The sequence below is a fragment of the Vibrio sp. 10N.247.311.51 genome, from assembly GCF_041467855.1.
GTDB classification, from domain to species: domain Bacteria; phylum Pseudomonadota; class Gammaproteobacteria; order Enterobacterales; family Vibrionaceae; genus Vibrio; species Vibrio coralliirubri.
The window spans coordinates 70,028-88,256 of record NZ_JBFSVK010000011.1; the positions used below are offsets into that span (position 1 = coordinate 70,028).

An 18,229-nucleotide genomic window follows, 5' to 3' on the forward strand; every position below is an offset into this window, starting at 1 on the left:
ACTGGATTTTTTTATTGCATAAAGGTATCTAAAATTATTTAGTCACGACTTCGTCAGCGTTACTTACAAGTCTCTTTTGACCAGTTCACACCATCATCTGAACACTCAAATAGACTTGTTCCATTTTGGTAATAATAACCTTTAGTCCAGCTACCATGAGAATCTCTAGACGTTATCGTTTGAGTATAATCAAACGGAGTATTTTCAATGTACGCATACTTATGTCGGTTCCAGCTGTCAGAGCCATATGAACTGTTGTCATTAAAATCTACCGATAGATAGTTGAGCGCATCAAAGTCGCTGCGCGAAACACTATCTAACGAATCACCAAGATTAACCCACTCTGGATGTGGCACGTTATTCTCAAAATTAAATTTCGCTTGTACTTGGGTAAACTGGTCTTTGTAGTCACCGACAAGATCTGCCGTCAAGGTTTGCATAAAGCCCGCACCAACGTCTTGACGAGAACAGCTGTCCCAATCAGGTTGTTTAGACCAACCACGGTTCATCACACCAAAAGTCGCAAGTGAGTTAGGTAAAACTTGCTGCTTGATGGTCTCTTGCACTGAGCATGAGTGTTGGTTTCCATCAGGGTCCAATGAGAACGAAGCTTCTTTGTCATACTCTAAGCCATTTTTCTTCTGACCATTACGCTCAAAATGTTCACTTAACGCCAGTTCTGTCTGCAGGTCGGCTGAAACTTCATGTTCAATGACAATCAGCTTGTCCGCAGTCATCACTGTTTTAACTTTATACCACTTATTAATTTCGTTCTTCTTGGAGTAATCCCAATGCTGCCAGTAATAGTCAACATAAGCTTGCTGGGCTGTTGGGTTCTCTTTTTGAGTCTCTTTGGTCTCTTGATAGGACTTTTTAATGGCAGGCATCATCTTCTGCGCTAAATCGTAGAGCTCAGTGTTTTGATCTTTAACGAAATCACCATACAAGTCCTCGACTGCGATGTTGTATCGGTTCGCAATTCGGAAGTCATGCTCTTTCACATTTTGGATAATGCTATTTTGGGTGTTCACGGCTTGCTTCAAAGCAGAGCAACTGTTTAAACCACCTTTATACAAGTCGGCTTGGATCTGATTCCATAACACGGTCGTAAGTGGCGTAGTCGACTTAATTTCTTGCTCAGAACTCACCGTCATGACTGGCGGAAAGATTAACTGATAAGGTTCAGTAATCGGTGAGTTTGGGCTGTCCGCATCAATAGCGCCTACTGGCACGTTCACTACGATTGGAGCGTAGTCCATACAGTCTGAGTTAGAGCCCGTCAAAGATAGCTCATAGCTGCCCTCATGGTCCGTGATACTGCTAGGCTCACCTTCATCTAATACGCCATTATAATTGATATCTAGAAACGCGGTCGCCCCGGAAATATACCCGTCAATGGCGACACCTTGTAAGGTTCTCGTTTGAGGAGCAGGAGCACTTGTGTTGCTACCACCGCCTCCTCCGCCACAAGCCGTAAGGCCACCAGCTATAAGTGCGATAGAAATAAGCTTAAGTTTCATTCGATTAGATCCTAATGAAATACATTATAAATGGAATTGTCATTGGGGGGATGACCGGAAATGACTGTGGTAGTCATAGCCAGCCATAATAGCGATTAGCATTAGAAAGAAACACGAAAGGGTGATAGCCGATTCGTGCATGTTTTCATTTTGAACAGAAACTAAAAGATGGGGAAATGGGGTTAAAATTGGACTATTTACTTCTCGCTCGAAGCTATCCAAAGCTTATAAAAGTCACTATAACCGGTTTGGTTAATCTCTACGCCATGAACCTCAACACTATTAAAAACCTTCTCTTTGCCGTGAAATAACGGACAAAGTAACTTCTGTTGATAAAGCGAATCTTCAATATCTTTCAAGTCGCTCATCGGGTTCTCGCCACTCATCGCGGCTCTAACTCTCTCGCAATGTGCTTTCATCTCTGAATTGTTGAAAATGAATCTGAGCCCAGAGGAAGCAAGCAGCCAATCATAAAGGCCATAATCGGCTGGCTGTTCGATAACTTCTTCAATGAATAACAGGTCTGCCGATTCACTCATGGAGCTAGGGTCACTGATATTGGGAAGCTCAACAACTTCAATAATGACACCTGTCTTTGCAATCGTTTGTTGCAGCCAGTCAGCCATCTCTTGAAGTAAAGGAATCGTCATTCTAGGTCGTGTTAACACAACAGTGCCCGTCAAAATTGGAATGGGGTTGCTGCATGTTAATTTACTCGGCGAGAAAGAGAGATCATCCGTCACCATATCAGCATCAAACTCTTTACTGCTGGACTTGATAAACGATACTAGCCTGTCGAGTTCTTCAGGGGTTATGCCCGAGTTTTCTCTACGATTAACCGCAAGATACGAAAGTGCATTGATAGTGGTTTCTTCAGCGACACCAGATTGATTAAAACTCAGGGTGTGATCATTCAAACCTTCTATGTCGGTGAGCGTTATCTGTTCTAACAAGGCATTTTGAGCAAAGTAACCTCGGTGACGTTTAAGAACCAAGCGCTCTTCGCTCCAATCATCTAATGAGAAAGGACCAGTTCCAATATAGGCACTGCGACCGCTCGAAAAATAAGTACGCTTGCAGCGGTAAATAGACGCGTGAGGACTACTCAATGCATAGAGAAACATTGGGTTTGCGTGTGTTAGCTCAATAGTCAGTTGTTTATCACCCACAACTTGAACATCACTGACCTGATCAAATAAAGACTGTACTGGCCCTTCGATATTTTTTAGCTGCAACAAACATTGAGCAACATCTTTAGCCGTTAAAGTTTCACCGTCATGGAATAACAGATTCGGTCTCAACCAAAAATGCAGAAAGCGCCCTTCCATCTTCCAATGGTGCGCGAGGCTCGCTTGGGGATTTCCGTCATGATCTTGGACGAGTAACGTATTGTAGAGACTTCTTAAGATGTGATGTTCGGCGGTTCGGTATGTTTTTGCTGGATCAAGGTTATCAACCCACGGATATTGAGTGATCAGCAAATGGTCATGTTGTTGATTGAACAGACTATGTTTTTCAGTCGCTAGCGTCAGTGCCTTTATTGCAGCATCACCATAGCTTTCTAGAAGACGAGGAATAACGTTAAAGCACCCTTGTTCTAACTGAAGCGCTAACACTTGTTCTAATGCTTCGGGAAAGCTGACCAAAATTCTAAACTGGCTAAGCTTCCCTCTTCCTTTGGACGGAATCCAACAAATCCAGCGATATTCTGATAAGCATTTAAGAATGATCGAAGTGTTTCTGCGAGAAGTCGATAGCGAATGTTCTAGATCATCGATCGTTAGGTGATACTCTTCACCTAATTCATACTTTGCAATAAGCTGCTGAAGTCTACGTAAGTTAGCGTCGTTCAATGGATATCCGAAATAAGCGTCTAGAGGAACGAGAATAGCTGTAACCCAAATGGGAGGTCTATTTACTCGTTCAAGTTGGAATATGCTTTATGAAACTGTTGATATAAATAATATCAAGATCCAACTTAATTTATAAACACCTCTTTTAGCAAACAAAATAATCACTGATCATGCATATTCAGTGACAAAAATAAGTGGGAGATTAATCCTCCACCGGATTCGCTATTTGCTCTGCATTCCACTTACCTTCATGAATCGCTGAATTGACGTCTCTTCTTGGTAGCCAACCCATGGTTTCAAGTTCTGGTTTATCTTTGAAGTGATCAACGTAGCCAATACACAGGTACGCCACAATATCGATGTTTTCCGGAATATCGAGTGCGTCTCGCAGGACAGAATCATGGAGAATGCTCACCCAACCTAACCCAAGGTTTTCAGCTCTTGCCGCGAGCCATAAGTTTTGCACCGCACACACGGTGCTGTACAGATCCATCTCTTGTTTGATGGTTCTGCCTAAAACTACTTTTCCGGTTCGGTTTCGGTCGCAAGTCACGCAGATGCCGATAGGCGACTCAACAATACCTTCAAGCTTTAATCGCTTATACATTGCCTGCTTTTCATCGGTGAACATTTCCGCTGATTCGGCATGCGCTTGATTAAAACCCGCTTTGATCTGTTGCTTGGTTTCGATATCACGGACAACGACAAAATCCCAGGGCTGCATAAAGCCAACGCTAGGAGCATGGTGCGCAGCGGTTAACACACGCATCAACACATCTTCAGGGATCTCATCAGGAAGAAACTGTCCACGAACATCTCGGCGAGAAAAAATCGTTTTATATACTGCATCGCGTTCATTCGGCGTAATTTCCATACATCCCTGTCTTATCGTCGTCTTATTGAGCCAGTATTATCCAACTAAAGTGTGTATGTTACTAGCGGTACACAAGCAACATGGTAGAATGCCGCCATTAATCTTATCCTTGTATAAGATTGTTAAACCTTTCCATCGCTATTTAGCCAAATCATACCGAGAAACTTATGCCATTTTCCAAGCTTGGATTAAGCTCACCTATTGTTAAAGCCGTTGCAAAACAAGGCTATGAAAAGCCAACCTCTATTCAAGAAAAAGCAATTCCGATTGTGCTTTCTGGTAAGAACCTTATTGCGGCAGCACAAACAGGTACAGGTAAAACTGCGAGCTTTGTTCTCCCTATCTTAGAAATGCTAAGCAAAGGTGAAACGCAGCGTAAAAAACGTATCCGCGCAGTTATCCTGACGCCAACGCGTGAGCTGGCAGTTCAGGTTGAACAGAACATCACTAAGTACGCGAAGTTCCTAAACCTAACATCATTAGCGATGTACGGTGGCGTATCTTACCAACACCAGAAAGATCGCTTGATTGAAGGTGTCGACATTCTTGTGGCAACACCAGGTCGTTTGATCGACATGTACGGACAACGTGCCGTTCACTTTGATGAAGTGGAAGTACTGGTTCTAGATGAAGCTGACCGCATGCTAGACATGGGTTTCATTGAAGACATCAACAAGATCATCGCACGTCTACCACAAGACATCCAAAACCTACTTTTCTCAGCAACGCTTTCAACGCCAGTGCGTGCGCTAGCGAAAAGTGCTATCAGCGAAGCAGAAGAGATTTCGATTGCCAAGACTGATGCGTCTAAAGCGAACATTGAGCAATGGTTAGTGACCGTAGATAAAGACCGTAAGTCAGCACTATTGAGCCACATGATTACCGAAGGTAACTGGGACCAAGCGCTTATCTTTATCGAAACCAAGCACGGCGCTGCTAAGTTGGTTGCTCAACTTGAGAAACGTGGTATTCAAGCGGAAGCTTTCCATAGTGGACGTAGCCAAGCGATTCGTGAAAAAATCTTGGCTGACTTCAAGAAAGGTCGCCTAAAATACTTAGTCGCGACGGGTGTTGCTGCTCGTGGTATCGATATCGACAACCTAAGCCGCGTAGTGAACTACGACATGCCTTTCCCAGCAGATGATTATGTTCACCGTATTGGTCGTACTGGCCGTGCTGATGCATCTGGCGAAGCGATCTCTTTCCTATCGAAAGATAACTTCAAGAACCTATGCATTATTGAAAAGCGTCTTGGTCACTTGATTGAACGTCGCGTTGTTGAAGGTTTCGAACCACGCAAAGAAGTACCCATTTCAGTATTGAACTTCGTTCCTAAGAAGAAAAGAGAACAGCAACAAGACTAAGTAATTTCAGCGACAGAAAATGCAAAGTTGCATTAACCAAAAGAAAAGTCGCGTTAGCCAAAATGAAAATAAAACGAAGCCCTATGTGGCTTCGTTTTGTTCTTTGAAATACATATAACGTTGAGGCAATAAGATGATCACTCCTATCGCAACGAGATTAACCCGCGGGCAAGACCTAAAGCTTGAGATCCAAAGGTTAGTGACCACACACAACATCTCGGCAGGCTCTATCGCGTCTTGTGTCGGTTGTGTCTCTCAACTCAATATTCGTTTAGCTAATGCGAACAACACCAAGCTCATCCAAGCTCCGTTCGAAATTGTGTCTCTTATGGCGACGCTAACCCCGAACCACCAGCATGTTCATATATCCGTTGCTGATGAAAATGGAAATGTGATTGGTGGGCATTTACTGGAAGGAACAATAATCGCAACCACAGCTGAATTGATAGTTCACCGCTACGATACTTTGACCTTCAACAGAGAGCATGACGATTCGACGGGTTACACTGAACTTACTATCAGCAATAGCAAATAACTGATTTACCAATAGTTACACCAAACGCCCCTTATAAAGCGATACTACCAAACAGCAATTAGGAAACACGATGGCTTCAAACTCCGCAGATTCCGTTATCGTTCTCGATTTCGAAACCACAGGCTTATCACCCAATATGGGCGACCGAGCGATTGAGATCGGTGCGGTAAAACTCGTTAACGGCGAAGTCGTCGACACCTTCCAACAGCTCATGAACCCGGGATTTCGTGTGAGTGGCTTCATTGAAAGCTACACCGGCATTACTAACCGAATGCTGAGCACCGCGGCCAGTTGTAGTGAAGTGATGGATGAGTTTGCTGACTTTATTCAAGACAGTCAGCTTGTTGCTCACAATGCATCGTTTGATAAACGCTTTCTCGACGCAGAATTAGACGATATAGGACGTGATTACATCGGGCAGTTTGCATGTTCGATGTTGATTGCTCGTCGGCTAATCCAAGATGCACCAACCCATAAATTGGGCGACCTAGTTCGATTCAAGCACATAGATAACGACGGCACATTCCACAGAGCGTTAGCCGATTCAGAAATGACAGCTAGACTGTGGTTATTGATGATTGATGAACTACAAAGCGACCACGGCATTCAACAGCCAAGCTTCCAATTAATGCAGAAAATATCCAAGACAGCCAAAGGTTCGATTCCAAAACTACTGATGAGTAACAGGGGTTAGGTTCCGAAATTCACCTTAAAGTTTGGTGAAAGGCTAGCTCGACAATAACCGCTAGCCTTTAAAAGGGACGCTTTACTCTTGCAGTGACTTCAACGTTCCTTTGAGGCTTTCTAATTCATTCATAAAATACGCCCACTGCTTGTTACTGCTGGTCGCGGCCATATCTACTAAAAACTTGGCTGATGTTTCCATGTTTTGGTTGAGCTGCTGCTCAAGTTCATCAGGATAATAAGCTTCATTGTTTAAAAGCAATTTCATGATAATCGGCTGAGCAATATGCAGATCGCTCTTCTTTGCCATCAGCGTCGTTAGCTCTTGATAGGTGTTGTTTTGATATTGTCGCCAACTGCTATTGGTATTTACCCACTCTTTAGACCAAGCCAAAATAATCTGTTTTTGTTCTTTCGACACCGAACCTAACCACCGCTCTGCCCGCTCTTCTATTCTAGTTCTGTATCGCTCTCTCGAATCTTCATCGTTCAACGACAACCTTTCTTCATAATAGTCTTGCTGCTTTTCACGAAAGTTCTTTAAAAACTCTCTGTCTTGCTCAGGGCTAAGCTGCATACTCAAGGCGTAAATATCTGGAGCGAACTTATTGACGATTGAGCGAATCTGCTCTTTAGTTTGTTCACTTTGACCCACAATAAAAGCGGGATTCATATCCGACCGATCTACGTTTTGAATCGCTTCTAATTGCGAGATATACAGAGGTAGCTGAGTTTCTTTATGCCATTTCTGCAATATATCTAATCGCTCTTCAAGCTCGGATTCTTGGCTATTTGAGAGGGAGACAAAATCTTCTATATAGCTAACAACAAACCAACCTATATTGTTATAGGCGAACTTGGTCCCGCACCCAGTAAATAGAAAACAGATCACTAAAACTAACCACCGGCACTTTCTCATTCTACCCTCTCACGACATTCAACAAAGCCACAAACCAATTAACTCATCCCATTAAGGTTAGCCCAGTTCTTATAACGCTAATTCTAGCTCTTATAAAAGTAGCCTTAATAAACAGTGGTCGTAAAAACTTTGAGATAAATTGAGACCCAGACTTGCTAATCTAGCTATTTAGGCAAATGATTAAACTAAAAATAATTAACAGCAGTGATGTAACTTGATTTTTATTACTCATTTGACGTAATACGACCCTTTAAAAGAGTTAGGAGAACGTATTTTCAAATGATTGATATTTGGGAGGGAAGCTATGGCCGCTATTCCTGATCATACAAGCGATTTAGAATATGAGCTTTGTTATTTTGACGATGGATCAATAACCACAATCACGATATTCGTTCACAATCGACAGGAAGCGATGACTTGGTATCTTAGCGAAGGAAAACATATCAACGATCTTTATTCGATAAGACCCGATGAATAATGCTTTGGTATAGAGAACTAGGTCGATAAACCTAAGAGAAGAAACTTGAGTGGCATTTTGTGAAACACCCTTTACTGCAATGCCATTAATTAGCAATGTCATTAATTAGACATATCGCAGCAAAGGGATTCAGTCTCGAATTACTTAAGGATTCGGGCGCGGAATTGACGACCCTTCATTTTACCTGATTCGATTTTGTTCAGTGCTTTCTTAGCTACAGATCTTTCTACCGCTACGTAAGCACGCATTGCGAACAGATTGATCTTACCTACTGATTTACCATCAATGCCGCCTTGGCCCGTCAGTGCGCCAAGAATATCACCAGCACGAAGCTTAGCTTTCTTACCGCCATCAATTTGGATGGTAACCATGTTTGAGTAGTACGGCTTAGCAATTGGTTTTGCTGGCAGTTCAGATGGCTCGATTGGCATGTCCATGTACTCATCGATTTGAGCAACACGGTACATCTCTTTTTCGCTAAAGAAGCTGATCGCTACGCCTTTGCTCCCTGCACGGCCAGTACGACCAATGCGGTGTACGTGAACTTCAGGGTCGCGAGACAATTCAAAGTTGAACACAGCATCTAGGTTATCAACATCAAGACCACGAGCCGCAACGTCTGTCGCCACTAGAATCGAGATGGTTTTGTTTGAGAACTGAACCAAAGCTTGGTCACGTTCACGCTGTTCCATGTCACCATGAAGTTCGATAACGCTGAAACCACGATGGCTTAGCTCATCGTTTACGTTCTGCACTTCTTTCTTAGTGTTACAGAACACAACCGCAGATTCTGGTTGGTGATGAAGTAACAGCAACTCTAGAGCGTCATCACGAGCTTCAGAACCTTCTAACTTGTAGAAGTGTTGTTGGATGCTTGAGTGATCGTGTGTTGATTCAACCTTCACCATTTCTGGATTGCGCATGATGCGGTCTGCAACAGATTTGATCTGTTTAGGGAAAGTCGCACTGAATAGTAGAGTTTGGCGTTCTTTTGGCGCTGCTTCAATCACAGCATCCAAAGCGTCTTGGAAGCCCATTTCTAGCATGCGGTCAGCTTCATCTAACACAAGTGTGTTCAGCTCAGACAGATCAATACGACCTTTCTCTAGGTGGTCAAGGATACGACCAGGTGTGCCCACAAGAATGTGTGCGCCATGCTCTAGTGAACCAATCTGTGGGCCCATTGGCATACCGCCACATAGTGTCAGCACTTTAATGTTGTGAATACCACGAGCAAGAGTACGAATCTCTTTTGCTACTTGGTCTGCAAGCTCACGAGTCGGACATAACACTAAAGACTGAACACGGAAACGCTTAACGCGTAGGTTCTGCAGCACGCCTAAACCGAAAGCAGCTGTTTTACCTGAACCCGTTTTACCCTGACCGATAACGTCCTTGCCATTTAGGATAGTAGGAAGACTTAACGCTTGGATAGGCGTCATTTCAGTATAACCAAGAGAATCTAACGTGTTTAGAAGCTCTGGTTTAAGGGCGATTGAAGAGAATTTTGAAGTGCTCAATGGAAATATCCAACTGGTGAAAAACAGAGTGCATTATGAGTGTTTTTGAAAATTATTCCACCTTAATCACAGTTTTGGAGAAACATGTTAGGCGAACACAAAAAAGCCAGCTTTGTTAGCTGGCTTTGACATCTATACGAATTGCTTCCTATGGCACACCGTGACCTTTAGATGCCACCCATACGCGATACCACTGCTCGCGCGTCAGTTCGATTTTCAGTGCATCAACGGCCGTCTTCACACGCTCAATCTTACCTGAGCCAATAATCGCAATTGGATTAGACGGTAAACGACGAACCCAAGCGTAAATCACTTGGTCAATGCTGCCTGCACCCACCTCTTGACGAATCGCTTCTAGTTCATCACGAACGCGAATTGCTTGCGCTGAATCGCCACTGAAGATGCTACCACCACCGAGACAAGACCACGCCATCGGGCGAATGCGGTTCATCTGCAGTTGATCTAGCGTGCCATCATGAGCCACTTCAAAGTTCAATGGGTTGATTTCAACTTGGTTGGTCACTAACGGCTTACCGAGTCGAGATTGAAGCAATTCGAACTGACGCGGTGAAAAGTTAGAAACACCGAAGTGCTTAACTTTACCTACTTTGTGTAGCTCTGCGAACGCTTCTGCTACTTCATCTGCATCCATTAACACATCTGGGCGGTGAATCAACAATACATCGATATCGTTAACACCTAAGCGCTCTAATGAGTTATTTACTGATTGGTAAATATGCTGCGCGCTAGTGTCATAGTGATTGATCTTGCGATCTGGAGTGTGGTCACCACATAGGTTGATATCGCACTTGGTGACGATTTGAATATCATCACGAAGGCTTGGTTCAAGGGCTAGCGCCTCACCAAACAACTTTTCACATTGGTAGTTACCGTAAATATCCGCGTGATCAACAGTTGTGATGCCAAGATCAATATGTTGCTTCAGGAAAGTCAGGCGTTGTTGCGGGGTCATGCCCCACTCTGCTGTACGCCAGTATCCTTGCACCAGCTCAGAAAGTTCTGGGCCTTGTGGCGCTATCGTTACTCTTGCAACCATGGGTTGTCTCCTTTATCAATACTGAACGTATCCTAAGCTCGTTTTACCGAAGGCTCAACGTATAACAAATGGCAAAGGTAAACGCTTATTAAAAATGTGAGAGCCGCAGAAAAACGAACACTTAAATAAATTATAACTTGCTGTCTGCCCGTGAGCCGTTCTCCTGAAAGCTTTGTTTAGCCTAATAAATAACGAAACTATCTATAAATTTGAGCAATTAAAAACGATTAAGTTCAACCGTTAAGTTGGCACCATCACTGTATAACTGGACCCGAGGAGAAGTAGAGCTAGAAGAAGATAAGTTAGGCACATTCCATACACTCAGTTTCTCTGCTGAACCGTGAGGCGCGTTGATGAATTCGACCAGCTGTTTATCCACCTTGTCGAAACCAACACCTTCATTTCGAGCTTGTTCGAGTTGAGCAGTAACATCGAATTCATCTTCACCAATACGAATTGAACTGAGAGCAAAGCCATCTTGGCGAAGGTATGCCTGAAGCTTTGTGTAACTTAGGTCCGAATATGGCAGGTTTAAGCGAACTGTTTCAACGCTTGAATCCCCCAACTCCAATTCAACATAAACATCCAAATCGTAATATTGGGTTAAGTCACTGCACAACAGAGTGCCTTCGATCTCACCACAATCCATCAAGTCGATATCGTTAATATAGTTTTGAGAATTTGGCAGACCTGGGCTGCTGTTAAATACCGTTCTTAGCCACCAGCTTTCGGTTGCTTGCGCTGAAAATGAAATAGCATTGAGGGACAGCATTAGAGGCAAGATTAGAACTTGAAAGATTTTCATCGACTGGGCTTATTTAGCGCTATATGAAGTGTCCATTATACGTGACCAATCGACAAACAACTGCTCGAGTCGCAAATTTTAGGCGAAAAAAAACGGGCATACATGCCCGCTAGATAAATTCATCATCGAATAACGTAATCCGTCACGTTGAGAACCATTACGAAAGAGAGGATATCACTCTCCCACAACAGTTACAATACACCGTACCCGTTACTTATAGCCACCTTCAATCGCAGGCTCTTCAAGCGACAATCTCACTTTGTTACGTTGAATAGCTTCTGGCGGTAAACTGATGAAACCGTATTGGTTCAACACGCCTTGATGATCTTGTGACAAGGTAAGCCCAACAAAGAACTTCTCTTGTTCCGAAAAGCCTTTGCGATGCGCTGGAATATTCAAGTACATGTAATAAACCGTTGCTAACGGGTAGCGACCAGAGAGGATCGTTTCTTTGTTTAGGTCGTAGTTCACACCTAGGTTATCAACCACGCTCAACCATTTCACGTCTGAGATTTGATCTGAGTAGACGGTGTACCCAATGGCTGCATCTTCGTCTTCAATCTTGTTAATCAGATCAGGCAGATCCGCTAAGAACTGAGTATGGGCATATTCGCCTTCCGTTCCACATTCGACCCAACTTGAAAAGGTAGTATGGCCTTTCAGGTTGTGATCAATGGCAAAGGGCAACATATGAGTATCTAGGCTTTCACCGTTACGAATATCACTACTTGCTGACCATTTGGGATGTTTAGGATCGTTAGAGCAACCAAACACATCAATTAATTCAGCGACAGTGATTGATGTTGCTGGGTTATTTTCATTGGCTAGAATCGCTATGACATCGGCAGTGAACATCAACTCTGTTGGCCTATAACCGTAACGCATATCAAACCTTGCCATCTCTTTGTCAGTCCACTTTTTTGAAGTGATACCAACACGCGAGCGCTGCATGATCATCTGTTCTGGGACGCTGTCACTCAACAAGATTTCTAAGTCGATCTCTTGACTCTTGAGCAGATCTTCTACAAGCCCCTGCATATTCGGCTCAATCGCGACCAAACCAATGTCACTGGCGTCATTCGCAAACGTCGATACAGAGAACAACGCAGGTACAGCAGCAAGTAGCAAGCCCGATTTATTAGATAGACATTTCATTACTGGCCTCCTACTGGATCAATCGACGTTTTAGACTCAACATCGCTATTACTATCGAGCTGCATTTCTGAAGTGAAGATGTTCCAAGATGGATTCACTTCCATGCTTTCTGTCTTAATCACCGCAATCGTTCTGCGCTTACGCTTGTGAAGATGCTGAGTTAAGCTGGTTATCTGAGTAAACTCTTGTTCGAAGATTCGCTCACCATTGATGCCTCTATCAATCAATGCGTCTCGAATCACGCCCGTTCTTTTCTTCGCTAATGCCTTGTTATACGCGTTTGTACCTTCAGAACTGGTATCACCGACCAAGGTAACCGAAGCATCAGGCTGCTCTCCTAGTAAACGCACCAACTCATTTAATACAGCGGTATGATCAGGTTTAAGGTCATACTTATCAAAATCAAATGCCACACTTAATACTTCAACATCTTCGACAATTTTCCAATTGGCACACCCTTTAATGTCTACCGTTACACCTTCTGGCGTATCGGCACATAGATCTCGCTGGTTAATCACACCGTCTCGGTCATTATCGGCTAAGTCATCAATTTGGTGGCGCGTCATTGTCGTATCAGGCGTTTCTGCACATCCCATTAGCAAGATAGAGCTAAGTAGCGCTAGTTTAAAATGTCTCATTACTTATTCTCCCCTTGCCACTCTTCTGGATGTTCAATCCTCAACGCATACGTCAACATACCCATCGCATTTAATACTCGATAAGCCGCTAACGTTTGATCATATTCAGTGCTGATGAAGTTTCTTCGAGCCAAAAACACTTCTACTTTTGCATCAAGTACATCAAGAAGGCTTCGTCTGCCAACATTGAATTGTTGGATATAGCCAAGCTCTGCAATTTTCGCTGCATCAACGTTCTGTTGAAGTAGAGATTTTTGCTGCTCTAGCATTTTGTATGCGTTCCAAGCCAGTTGTGTACCCTCTCGAACCTCACGCTCTGTTCGTAATCGGATCGCCCTTGCCTCTTCCACTCGCCAAGCTGACGATTCAACTCTAGAGTCGGTAGAGAAGCCATTAAACAAGTCATAATCCATCGTCAACATCAGTCGAGCGTCTTCATCGACACCGCCTGGAGGGTTAGATACGTTGTCATTCTTGTTAGCATGAAGTTCGAGTTTTAGCTCTGGGTAGTAATCCCCTTTCTCGCGGCGCATCTCTTTACGAGCCGCATCGATATCAAGCAAAGAGGCTTTGATTTCAGGGTGGTTCTCGACAGCTTGTTCAAGTGCGACCTGTGCTGAGCTTGGTAATAGAGCGTAATCAAAACGTGGATATACCAAGTTCACCGCAGGTTTGCCAACCAAGCGTAGATACTGAGTTTGCAAATCAAACAGGTTGTTCTGAGCGGCGATAAGTGAAGACTGCGCGGTCGCGACACGGGCGGAGATCTGAGCCAGATCCGAGTTACTACTCAAGCCTTTGCTCTTTTTATCTTGGATATCTTGGTAGATCTCTTGGTGCTCTTTTACGTTACGCTTAGACAGTTCAAGTAGCGTCTCTGCTTTGAGGATATCGAGGTAATTTCTCACCACATCTAACGATACGTTTTCAGCTCGCGAAATCAGAGTTAGACGCTCAGCTTCCGCTTCGAACGTCAGTCGATCGACATTCGACGTGGTTTTAAAACCATCGAATAGTAATTGGGATACTTTAACGCCAATTTCCGTTCTCGTTAGGCCTCGATCATCGGTGTCGAGTTTGCTACCACTGTTGTAGCGAGTCTCTTCATAACCCGCCGCCGCGTACAAGTTCACTTGCGGCATATACAAACCACTCGCCGCGTCTCCGTCTCTGACCACCGATTGGTATCGGGAGTATTGCGCCAATATCTCTGGGCTATAGTCTATGGCAAAGGCCACGGACTCTTCTAATGAGGCTGCTTGAGTCAGCCCGCTCATTAGTAAGCAAGAAGAGAGTAAGAATTTTGAATGCATTACACTTCCTTTTATATTTATGCTTTAACTCACTTCATCGTTCGCGAAGTGAGTTTTCCTTAGCTCGTAAAATAGGTTTTAACCAATAACTCAGTACTGTTTTCTCTCCGGTTAATATATCAACCGCGACTTGCATCCCTGGGATAATGCTAAAGGCAGAGTTTTGTTGCTGGTCTTCGTTTAACTGAATATGGGCACGATAATAGGCGTTTCCGTCTTCCGTTTGTAAGGCGTCGGCACTCACGTAAATCACCTCGCCTTTAAGTCCGCCATAAATGACGAAATCGTAAGCCGTGAATTTAACTGTCGCCCCCAGCCCGTTATGAACAAACGCGATATCTTGCGGAGAGATTCTCGCTTCAACAATCAGGTCACTGTTTGATGGGATGATCTCAATGATCGGCTCGCCGGGACGAACTACACCACCAATGGTACGCACAAAAATCTCTTTGACTGTGCCATCAACGGGCGCGACAATTTCAGTACGCTTGAGTTGGTCGGCAATCGCCTGCTGGCTTTCGTTCAGCTGCGCTATCTTGCTCGCCACTTCATTCAACTGACCTTGCACTTTGGTACGAAAATCTAAGGCAATGCTTCGATGATCCGCTATCGACTCTGAGTAGGCAGCTATCTGCTTCTGCGCTGCTACTTTTGAGCTAGCAATATCACCTTTGAGTTTGACTACATCACGGTTGAGTTTAAGTAGCTCAACTTCCGCAACAGCACCGCTCGCTACCACGTCTTTCAGCATGTTGCGCTCACGAATCACAATCTCGAGGCTGCTTTCAAGAGTCTGGATATTATTGAGCGTATCGACACGTGCTTGGTCTTGTTGCTCGATACGAAGTGCCGCCTCTTCCAGTTCAGACTTCAACTGTCCTAAACGCTCTCGGTAGTTCGCCTTGGCATTCATTAACGCAGGGTGGCTTGATACATCAACCGCAATATTTTGAGGCACCAAGACCACTCGCTCATACCACTCTTTCGCATCGTTATTCAAAACGACCGTCGACAGCTCAGCCTTTAATCTTAATTGCTGAGCCAGTAACGTATCCGCTTGTTGAGCCGACTCTAGAAACGCCGCCTTAAAACGTGTGTCTTCTAACTTAGCTAGAGGTTGCCCCTTCACTACAGATTGGCCTTGTCGCACCATGATCTCTTGAACCAGTCCACCTTCTAAACTCTGAATGGTTTGCACCGAAAGACTTGGAACAACTTTACCTTCACCGATCACGACTTCTTCTAATGTTGCCCACGTTGCCCAGCCGATAATTGAGACAATGAGTAGAGCACTCAACCAAATCAGCTTTCGAGAGCGGAATGCTAAGTGGTTGTTGGTCCATTGAATATCATTACTCATGACGACCTCCCTTCACCACAGATACCGTCTTAAAGCGACTCGCACCTTTAGGTACACTTTTCTTCTGTAAAGAGAGAATATCTTTAGGCTCACCTTCTGCCACGATTTGACCTTTATCTAATACAATCACTCGATCACACATCATCAAGAATGAAGATTTGTGGGAGCTAATTAGCATTGAGGTTTCTCTCGGCATACTTTGAAGTGCATTGAAGAACTGAATCTCAGCCTGATTATCTAGCGCACTGGTTGGCTCATCCATAATCAATAACTTTGGACAGCGATAAAGCGCCCTTGCGATAGCCACAGCTTGGCGTTGGCCTCCTGAAAGCAATCGACCACCTTCACCGACAGGCGTTTCTAAACCATTGCTTAAGCGCCCCATGTAACCGTTGAGGCCAGACTGTTGCAGCGCTTGTCTTAGCTTTTCTTCATCAACGTTGGTCGCACCCAAAGTAACGTTGTCGTAAACACTGCCAAAGATCAAATTAGTGGTTTGCCCTACCCAACCCATTCCACTACGTAGAACACTGGTTGGCCATAATTGCCCATCAATCTCTTGATAGAAAGCTTGCCCTGTCGTTGGTAAATACTGACGAGCCACAATCGATAAAAGTGTGGTTTTTCCAGCACCTGCCGCGCCCACAAGACCAACTCGCTCACCCGGTTTGATCTCAAGGGAAATCTCCTTTAATGCAGGGCTTTGAGTGTCAGGATAAGTAAACGTCACTTCATCTAGCCTAACCCCACCATCAAAGTCTCCTTTATCGATAACTTGGTGTTTGGACTCTTCCTGAGGTAGCTCCATAATCTGATTCAGCCCTTCAACGGCCGAACGTGTTTGTTGGAACCTCAGCAATAGAAGAGAAAGCTGGTTCACCGAACTTGCAGCGCGCCCACTCAACATCACAACGGCTATCAAACCACCCATACTCAGCAAGCCTTCAGAGATCTGATACACGCCGAAGATAATCAGAGTGATGGTAACGATCTGCTGACTCGACTGAATAGAGTGCGTCACGATATTGGAGTAATGACGAGATTGAGTCTGCCATTGAGAGAGCGATGAAATCGTCTGTTCCCAACGCTTCTGGGTAATACCCTCAGCATTGTTTTGCTTGATATCCGGAAGGGTTGTTAAGCAATCAAACAGCTGGGCTTGTCTTTGTGTCGACAAACGTGCGGTTTCATCAAATGTTTTCTCAACTTTGCCTTTCATCGCAATGCTCAGCACAATCAAAACAAGCATGATCGCGACAGGGATCAACATCATTGCGCCACCGAGCCAGCCGATAAGCAGTAGGAATAACAAAGTGAATGGCAAGTCGACCAGAGTGACCAAGGAGATGGAGGTAAAGAAATCTTTCACGCTATCGAAGTCTTGAAGCTGTCTTGCGAATGCACCTACCGATTGAGGTCGATTTTCGAGCTTCATACCAAGGACTTTCGAGAACAGTTGAGAAGACAACTTGTTATCAATATAGCGCCCAGCCATGTCGGTCACAGAGCTTCGTGAGCTTCTCAATACCCAATCAAAAATAACGACAATACCAACGCCTGCAGCCAAGACCCAAAGCGTGTTAAACGCTTGGTTTGGCACAACGCGGTCGTACACATTCATGGTAAACAGGGGAACCACCAACGCAAGCACGTTGATCAAGAACGAAGCGATAAACAGATCGCGATACCAAGGCTTTACTTCTTTGACCACACGCCACAACCAACGAGTGTTGGATTTACTGTCATTGCGCTCATGTGCCTGAACACGGGCGTCATCAAGCACTTGAGCACCGACTTGCCAAACAAATGAGTCCACTTTAATGACTAAGTCTTTAAGGAGAACTTGTTGGCTTAAGTTGGATTCACAATTCAATACTTGAAAGTCGCCACCGGAGCTTTGGGTTACGACAAGAGGAAACCCTGTAGCGGACTCAACAGCAACAACAGGGAACTGACATTGATTCAGTAACTCTTTTTTAACGTGGCTCAGCGTTAACCCCGATTTCTCAATCGCTCTAGGAAAAAGGGATTCATTAAGCCTGCCTTCATCTAAAGGTAGGCCAGACACTATTTTGGAAGGGTGACTGCGAACATTAAAATGCTCACACAACCACTCAACACAACCTAGCCAGCTGTCTTTTTGTTCTACCAATC

16 protein-coding genes are annotated in these 18,229 nt (G+C 44.3%); 4 read left to right on the forward strand and 12 right to left on the reverse strand.

Features of this window, described 5'->3' with window-relative positions; all coding sequences use genetic code 11:
- Positions 1-59 precede the first annotated feature (59 nt).
- The 3 genes from AB6E85_RS12175 to bluB all read right to left on the reverse strand — a co-directional run bounded on the left by AB6E85_RS12175 (position 60) and on the right by bluB (position 4,247).
- Entirely contained in the window at positions 60-1,520 is a 1,461-nt protein-coding gene (locus AB6E85_RS12175; protein WP_372142818.1) for a hypothetical protein, read from the reverse strand.
- A 197-nt stretch (positions 1,521-1,717) separates the two neighbouring features.
- Entirely contained in the window at positions 1,718-3,373 is a 1,656-nt protein-coding gene (locus AB6E85_RS12180) for an ABC transporter substrate-binding protein (RefSeq protein ID WP_372142819.1), read from the reverse strand.
- A 202-nt stretch (positions 3,374-3,575) separates the two neighbouring features.
- Positions 3,576-4,247 carry a 5,6-dimethylbenzimidazole synthase gene (gene bluB, locus AB6E85_RS12185; protein ID WP_048605988.1) on the reverse strand — a complete coding sequence of 224 codons (672 nt, stop codon included), beginning with the start codon at positions 4,245-4,247 and terminating at the stop codon, positions 3,576-3,578.
- A 167-nt stretch (positions 4,248-4,414) separates the two neighbouring features.
- On the opposite strand from bluB, the gene AB6E85_RS12190 reads away from it, so the two are divergent.
- The 3 genes from AB6E85_RS12190 (at position 4,415) to AB6E85_RS12200 (ending at position 6,840) form a co-directional block, all read left to right on the forward strand.
- Positions 4,415-5,611: a DEAD/DEAH box helicase gene (locus AB6E85_RS12190; RefSeq protein ID WP_017064352.1), complete on the forward strand. Its 1,197-nt coding sequence runs from the start codon at positions 4,415-4,417 to the stop codon at positions 5,609-5,611.
- Positions 5,612-5,744: 133 nt separating this feature from the next.
- Positions 5,745-6,146 (forward strand): PPC domain-containing DNA-binding protein, encoded by a 402-nt coding sequence (locus AB6E85_RS12195; protein WP_372142820.1) that lies wholly within the window; start codon positions 5,745-5,747, stop codon positions 6,144-6,146.
- Positions 6,147-6,216: 70 nt separating this feature from the next.
- Positions 6,217-6,840: a PolC-type DNA polymerase III gene (locus tag AB6E85_RS12200; RefSeq protein WP_372142822.1), complete on the forward strand. Its 624-nt coding sequence runs from the start codon at positions 6,217-6,219 to the stop codon at positions 6,838-6,840.
- 72 nt (positions 6,841-6,912) lie between these two features.
- Here the strand turns inward: AB6E85_RS12200 and AB6E85_RS12205 are convergent, their stop codons facing one another.
- Entirely contained in the window at positions 6,913-7,749 is an 837-nt protein-coding gene (locus tag AB6E85_RS12205) for a DUF6279 family lipoprotein (protein ID WP_372142824.1), read from the reverse strand.
- A gap of 304 nt (positions 7,750-8,053) precedes the next feature.
- On the opposite strand from AB6E85_RS12205, the gene AB6E85_RS12210 reads away from it, so the two are divergent.
- Entirely contained in the window at positions 8,054-8,227 is a 174-nt protein-coding gene (locus AB6E85_RS12210) for an RNA helicase (protein ID WP_065677708.1), read from the forward strand.
- 140 nt (positions 8,228-8,367) lie between these two features.
- Here the strand turns inward: AB6E85_RS12210 and dbpA are convergent, their stop codons facing one another.
- From dbpA to AB6E85_RS12250, 8 genes are all read right to left on the reverse strand, one after another.
- Positions 8,368-9,747 carry an ATP-dependent RNA helicase DbpA gene (dbpA, locus tag AB6E85_RS12215; RefSeq protein WP_017064348.1) on the reverse strand — a complete coding sequence of 460 codons (1,380 nt, stop codon included), beginning with the start codon at positions 9,745-9,747 and terminating at the stop codon, positions 8,368-8,370.
- Positions 9,748-9,895: 148 nt separating this feature from the next.
- Complete coding sequence (locus AB6E85_RS12220) at positions 9,896-10,804, reverse strand: aldo/keto reductase family oxidoreductase (protein ID WP_048610753.1); 909 nt, start codon at positions 10,802-10,804, stop codon at positions 9,896-9,898.
- A 217-nt stretch (positions 10,805-11,021) separates the two neighbouring features.
- On the reverse strand, positions 11,022-11,609 hold the full coding sequence (locus AB6E85_RS12225) for a hypothetical protein (protein WP_372142826.1): 588 nt from the start codon (positions 11,607-11,609) through the stop codon (positions 11,022-11,024).
- 210 nt (positions 11,610-11,819) lie between these two features.
- A complete protein-coding gene (locus tag AB6E85_RS12230) occupies positions 11,820-12,764 on the reverse strand; it encodes a PstS family phosphate ABC transporter substrate-binding protein (protein WP_372142828.1) in 945 nt (314 codons plus the stop codon).
- Entirely contained in the window at positions 12,764-13,402 is a 639-nt protein-coding gene (locus AB6E85_RS12235; RefSeq protein ID WP_059017391.1) for an OmpA family protein, read from the reverse strand. The genes AB6E85_RS12230 and AB6E85_RS12235 overlap by 1 nt, the downstream gene beginning before the upstream one ends.
- Positions 13,402-14,715: a TolC family outer membrane protein gene (locus AB6E85_RS12240; RefSeq protein ID WP_248382579.1), complete on the reverse strand. Its 1,314-nt coding sequence runs from the start codon at positions 14,713-14,715 to the stop codon at positions 13,402-13,404. Before AB6E85_RS12240 ends, AB6E85_RS12235 begins: the two co-directional genes overlap by 1 nt.
- Positions 14,716-14,749: 34 nt before the next feature.
- Positions 14,750-16,075, reverse strand: a complete 1,326-nt coding sequence (locus tag AB6E85_RS12245; RefSeq protein WP_372142830.1) for an HlyD family type I secretion periplasmic adaptor subunit — start codon at positions 16,073-16,075, stop codon at positions 14,750-14,752.
- Complete coding sequence (locus AB6E85_RS12250; protein WP_372142832.1) at positions 16,068-18,227, reverse strand: type I secretion system permease/ATPase; 2,160 nt, start codon at positions 18,225-18,227, stop codon at positions 16,068-16,070. The genes AB6E85_RS12245 and AB6E85_RS12250 overlap by 8 nt, the downstream gene beginning before the upstream one ends.
- Positions 18,228-18,229 lie beyond the last annotated feature (2 nt).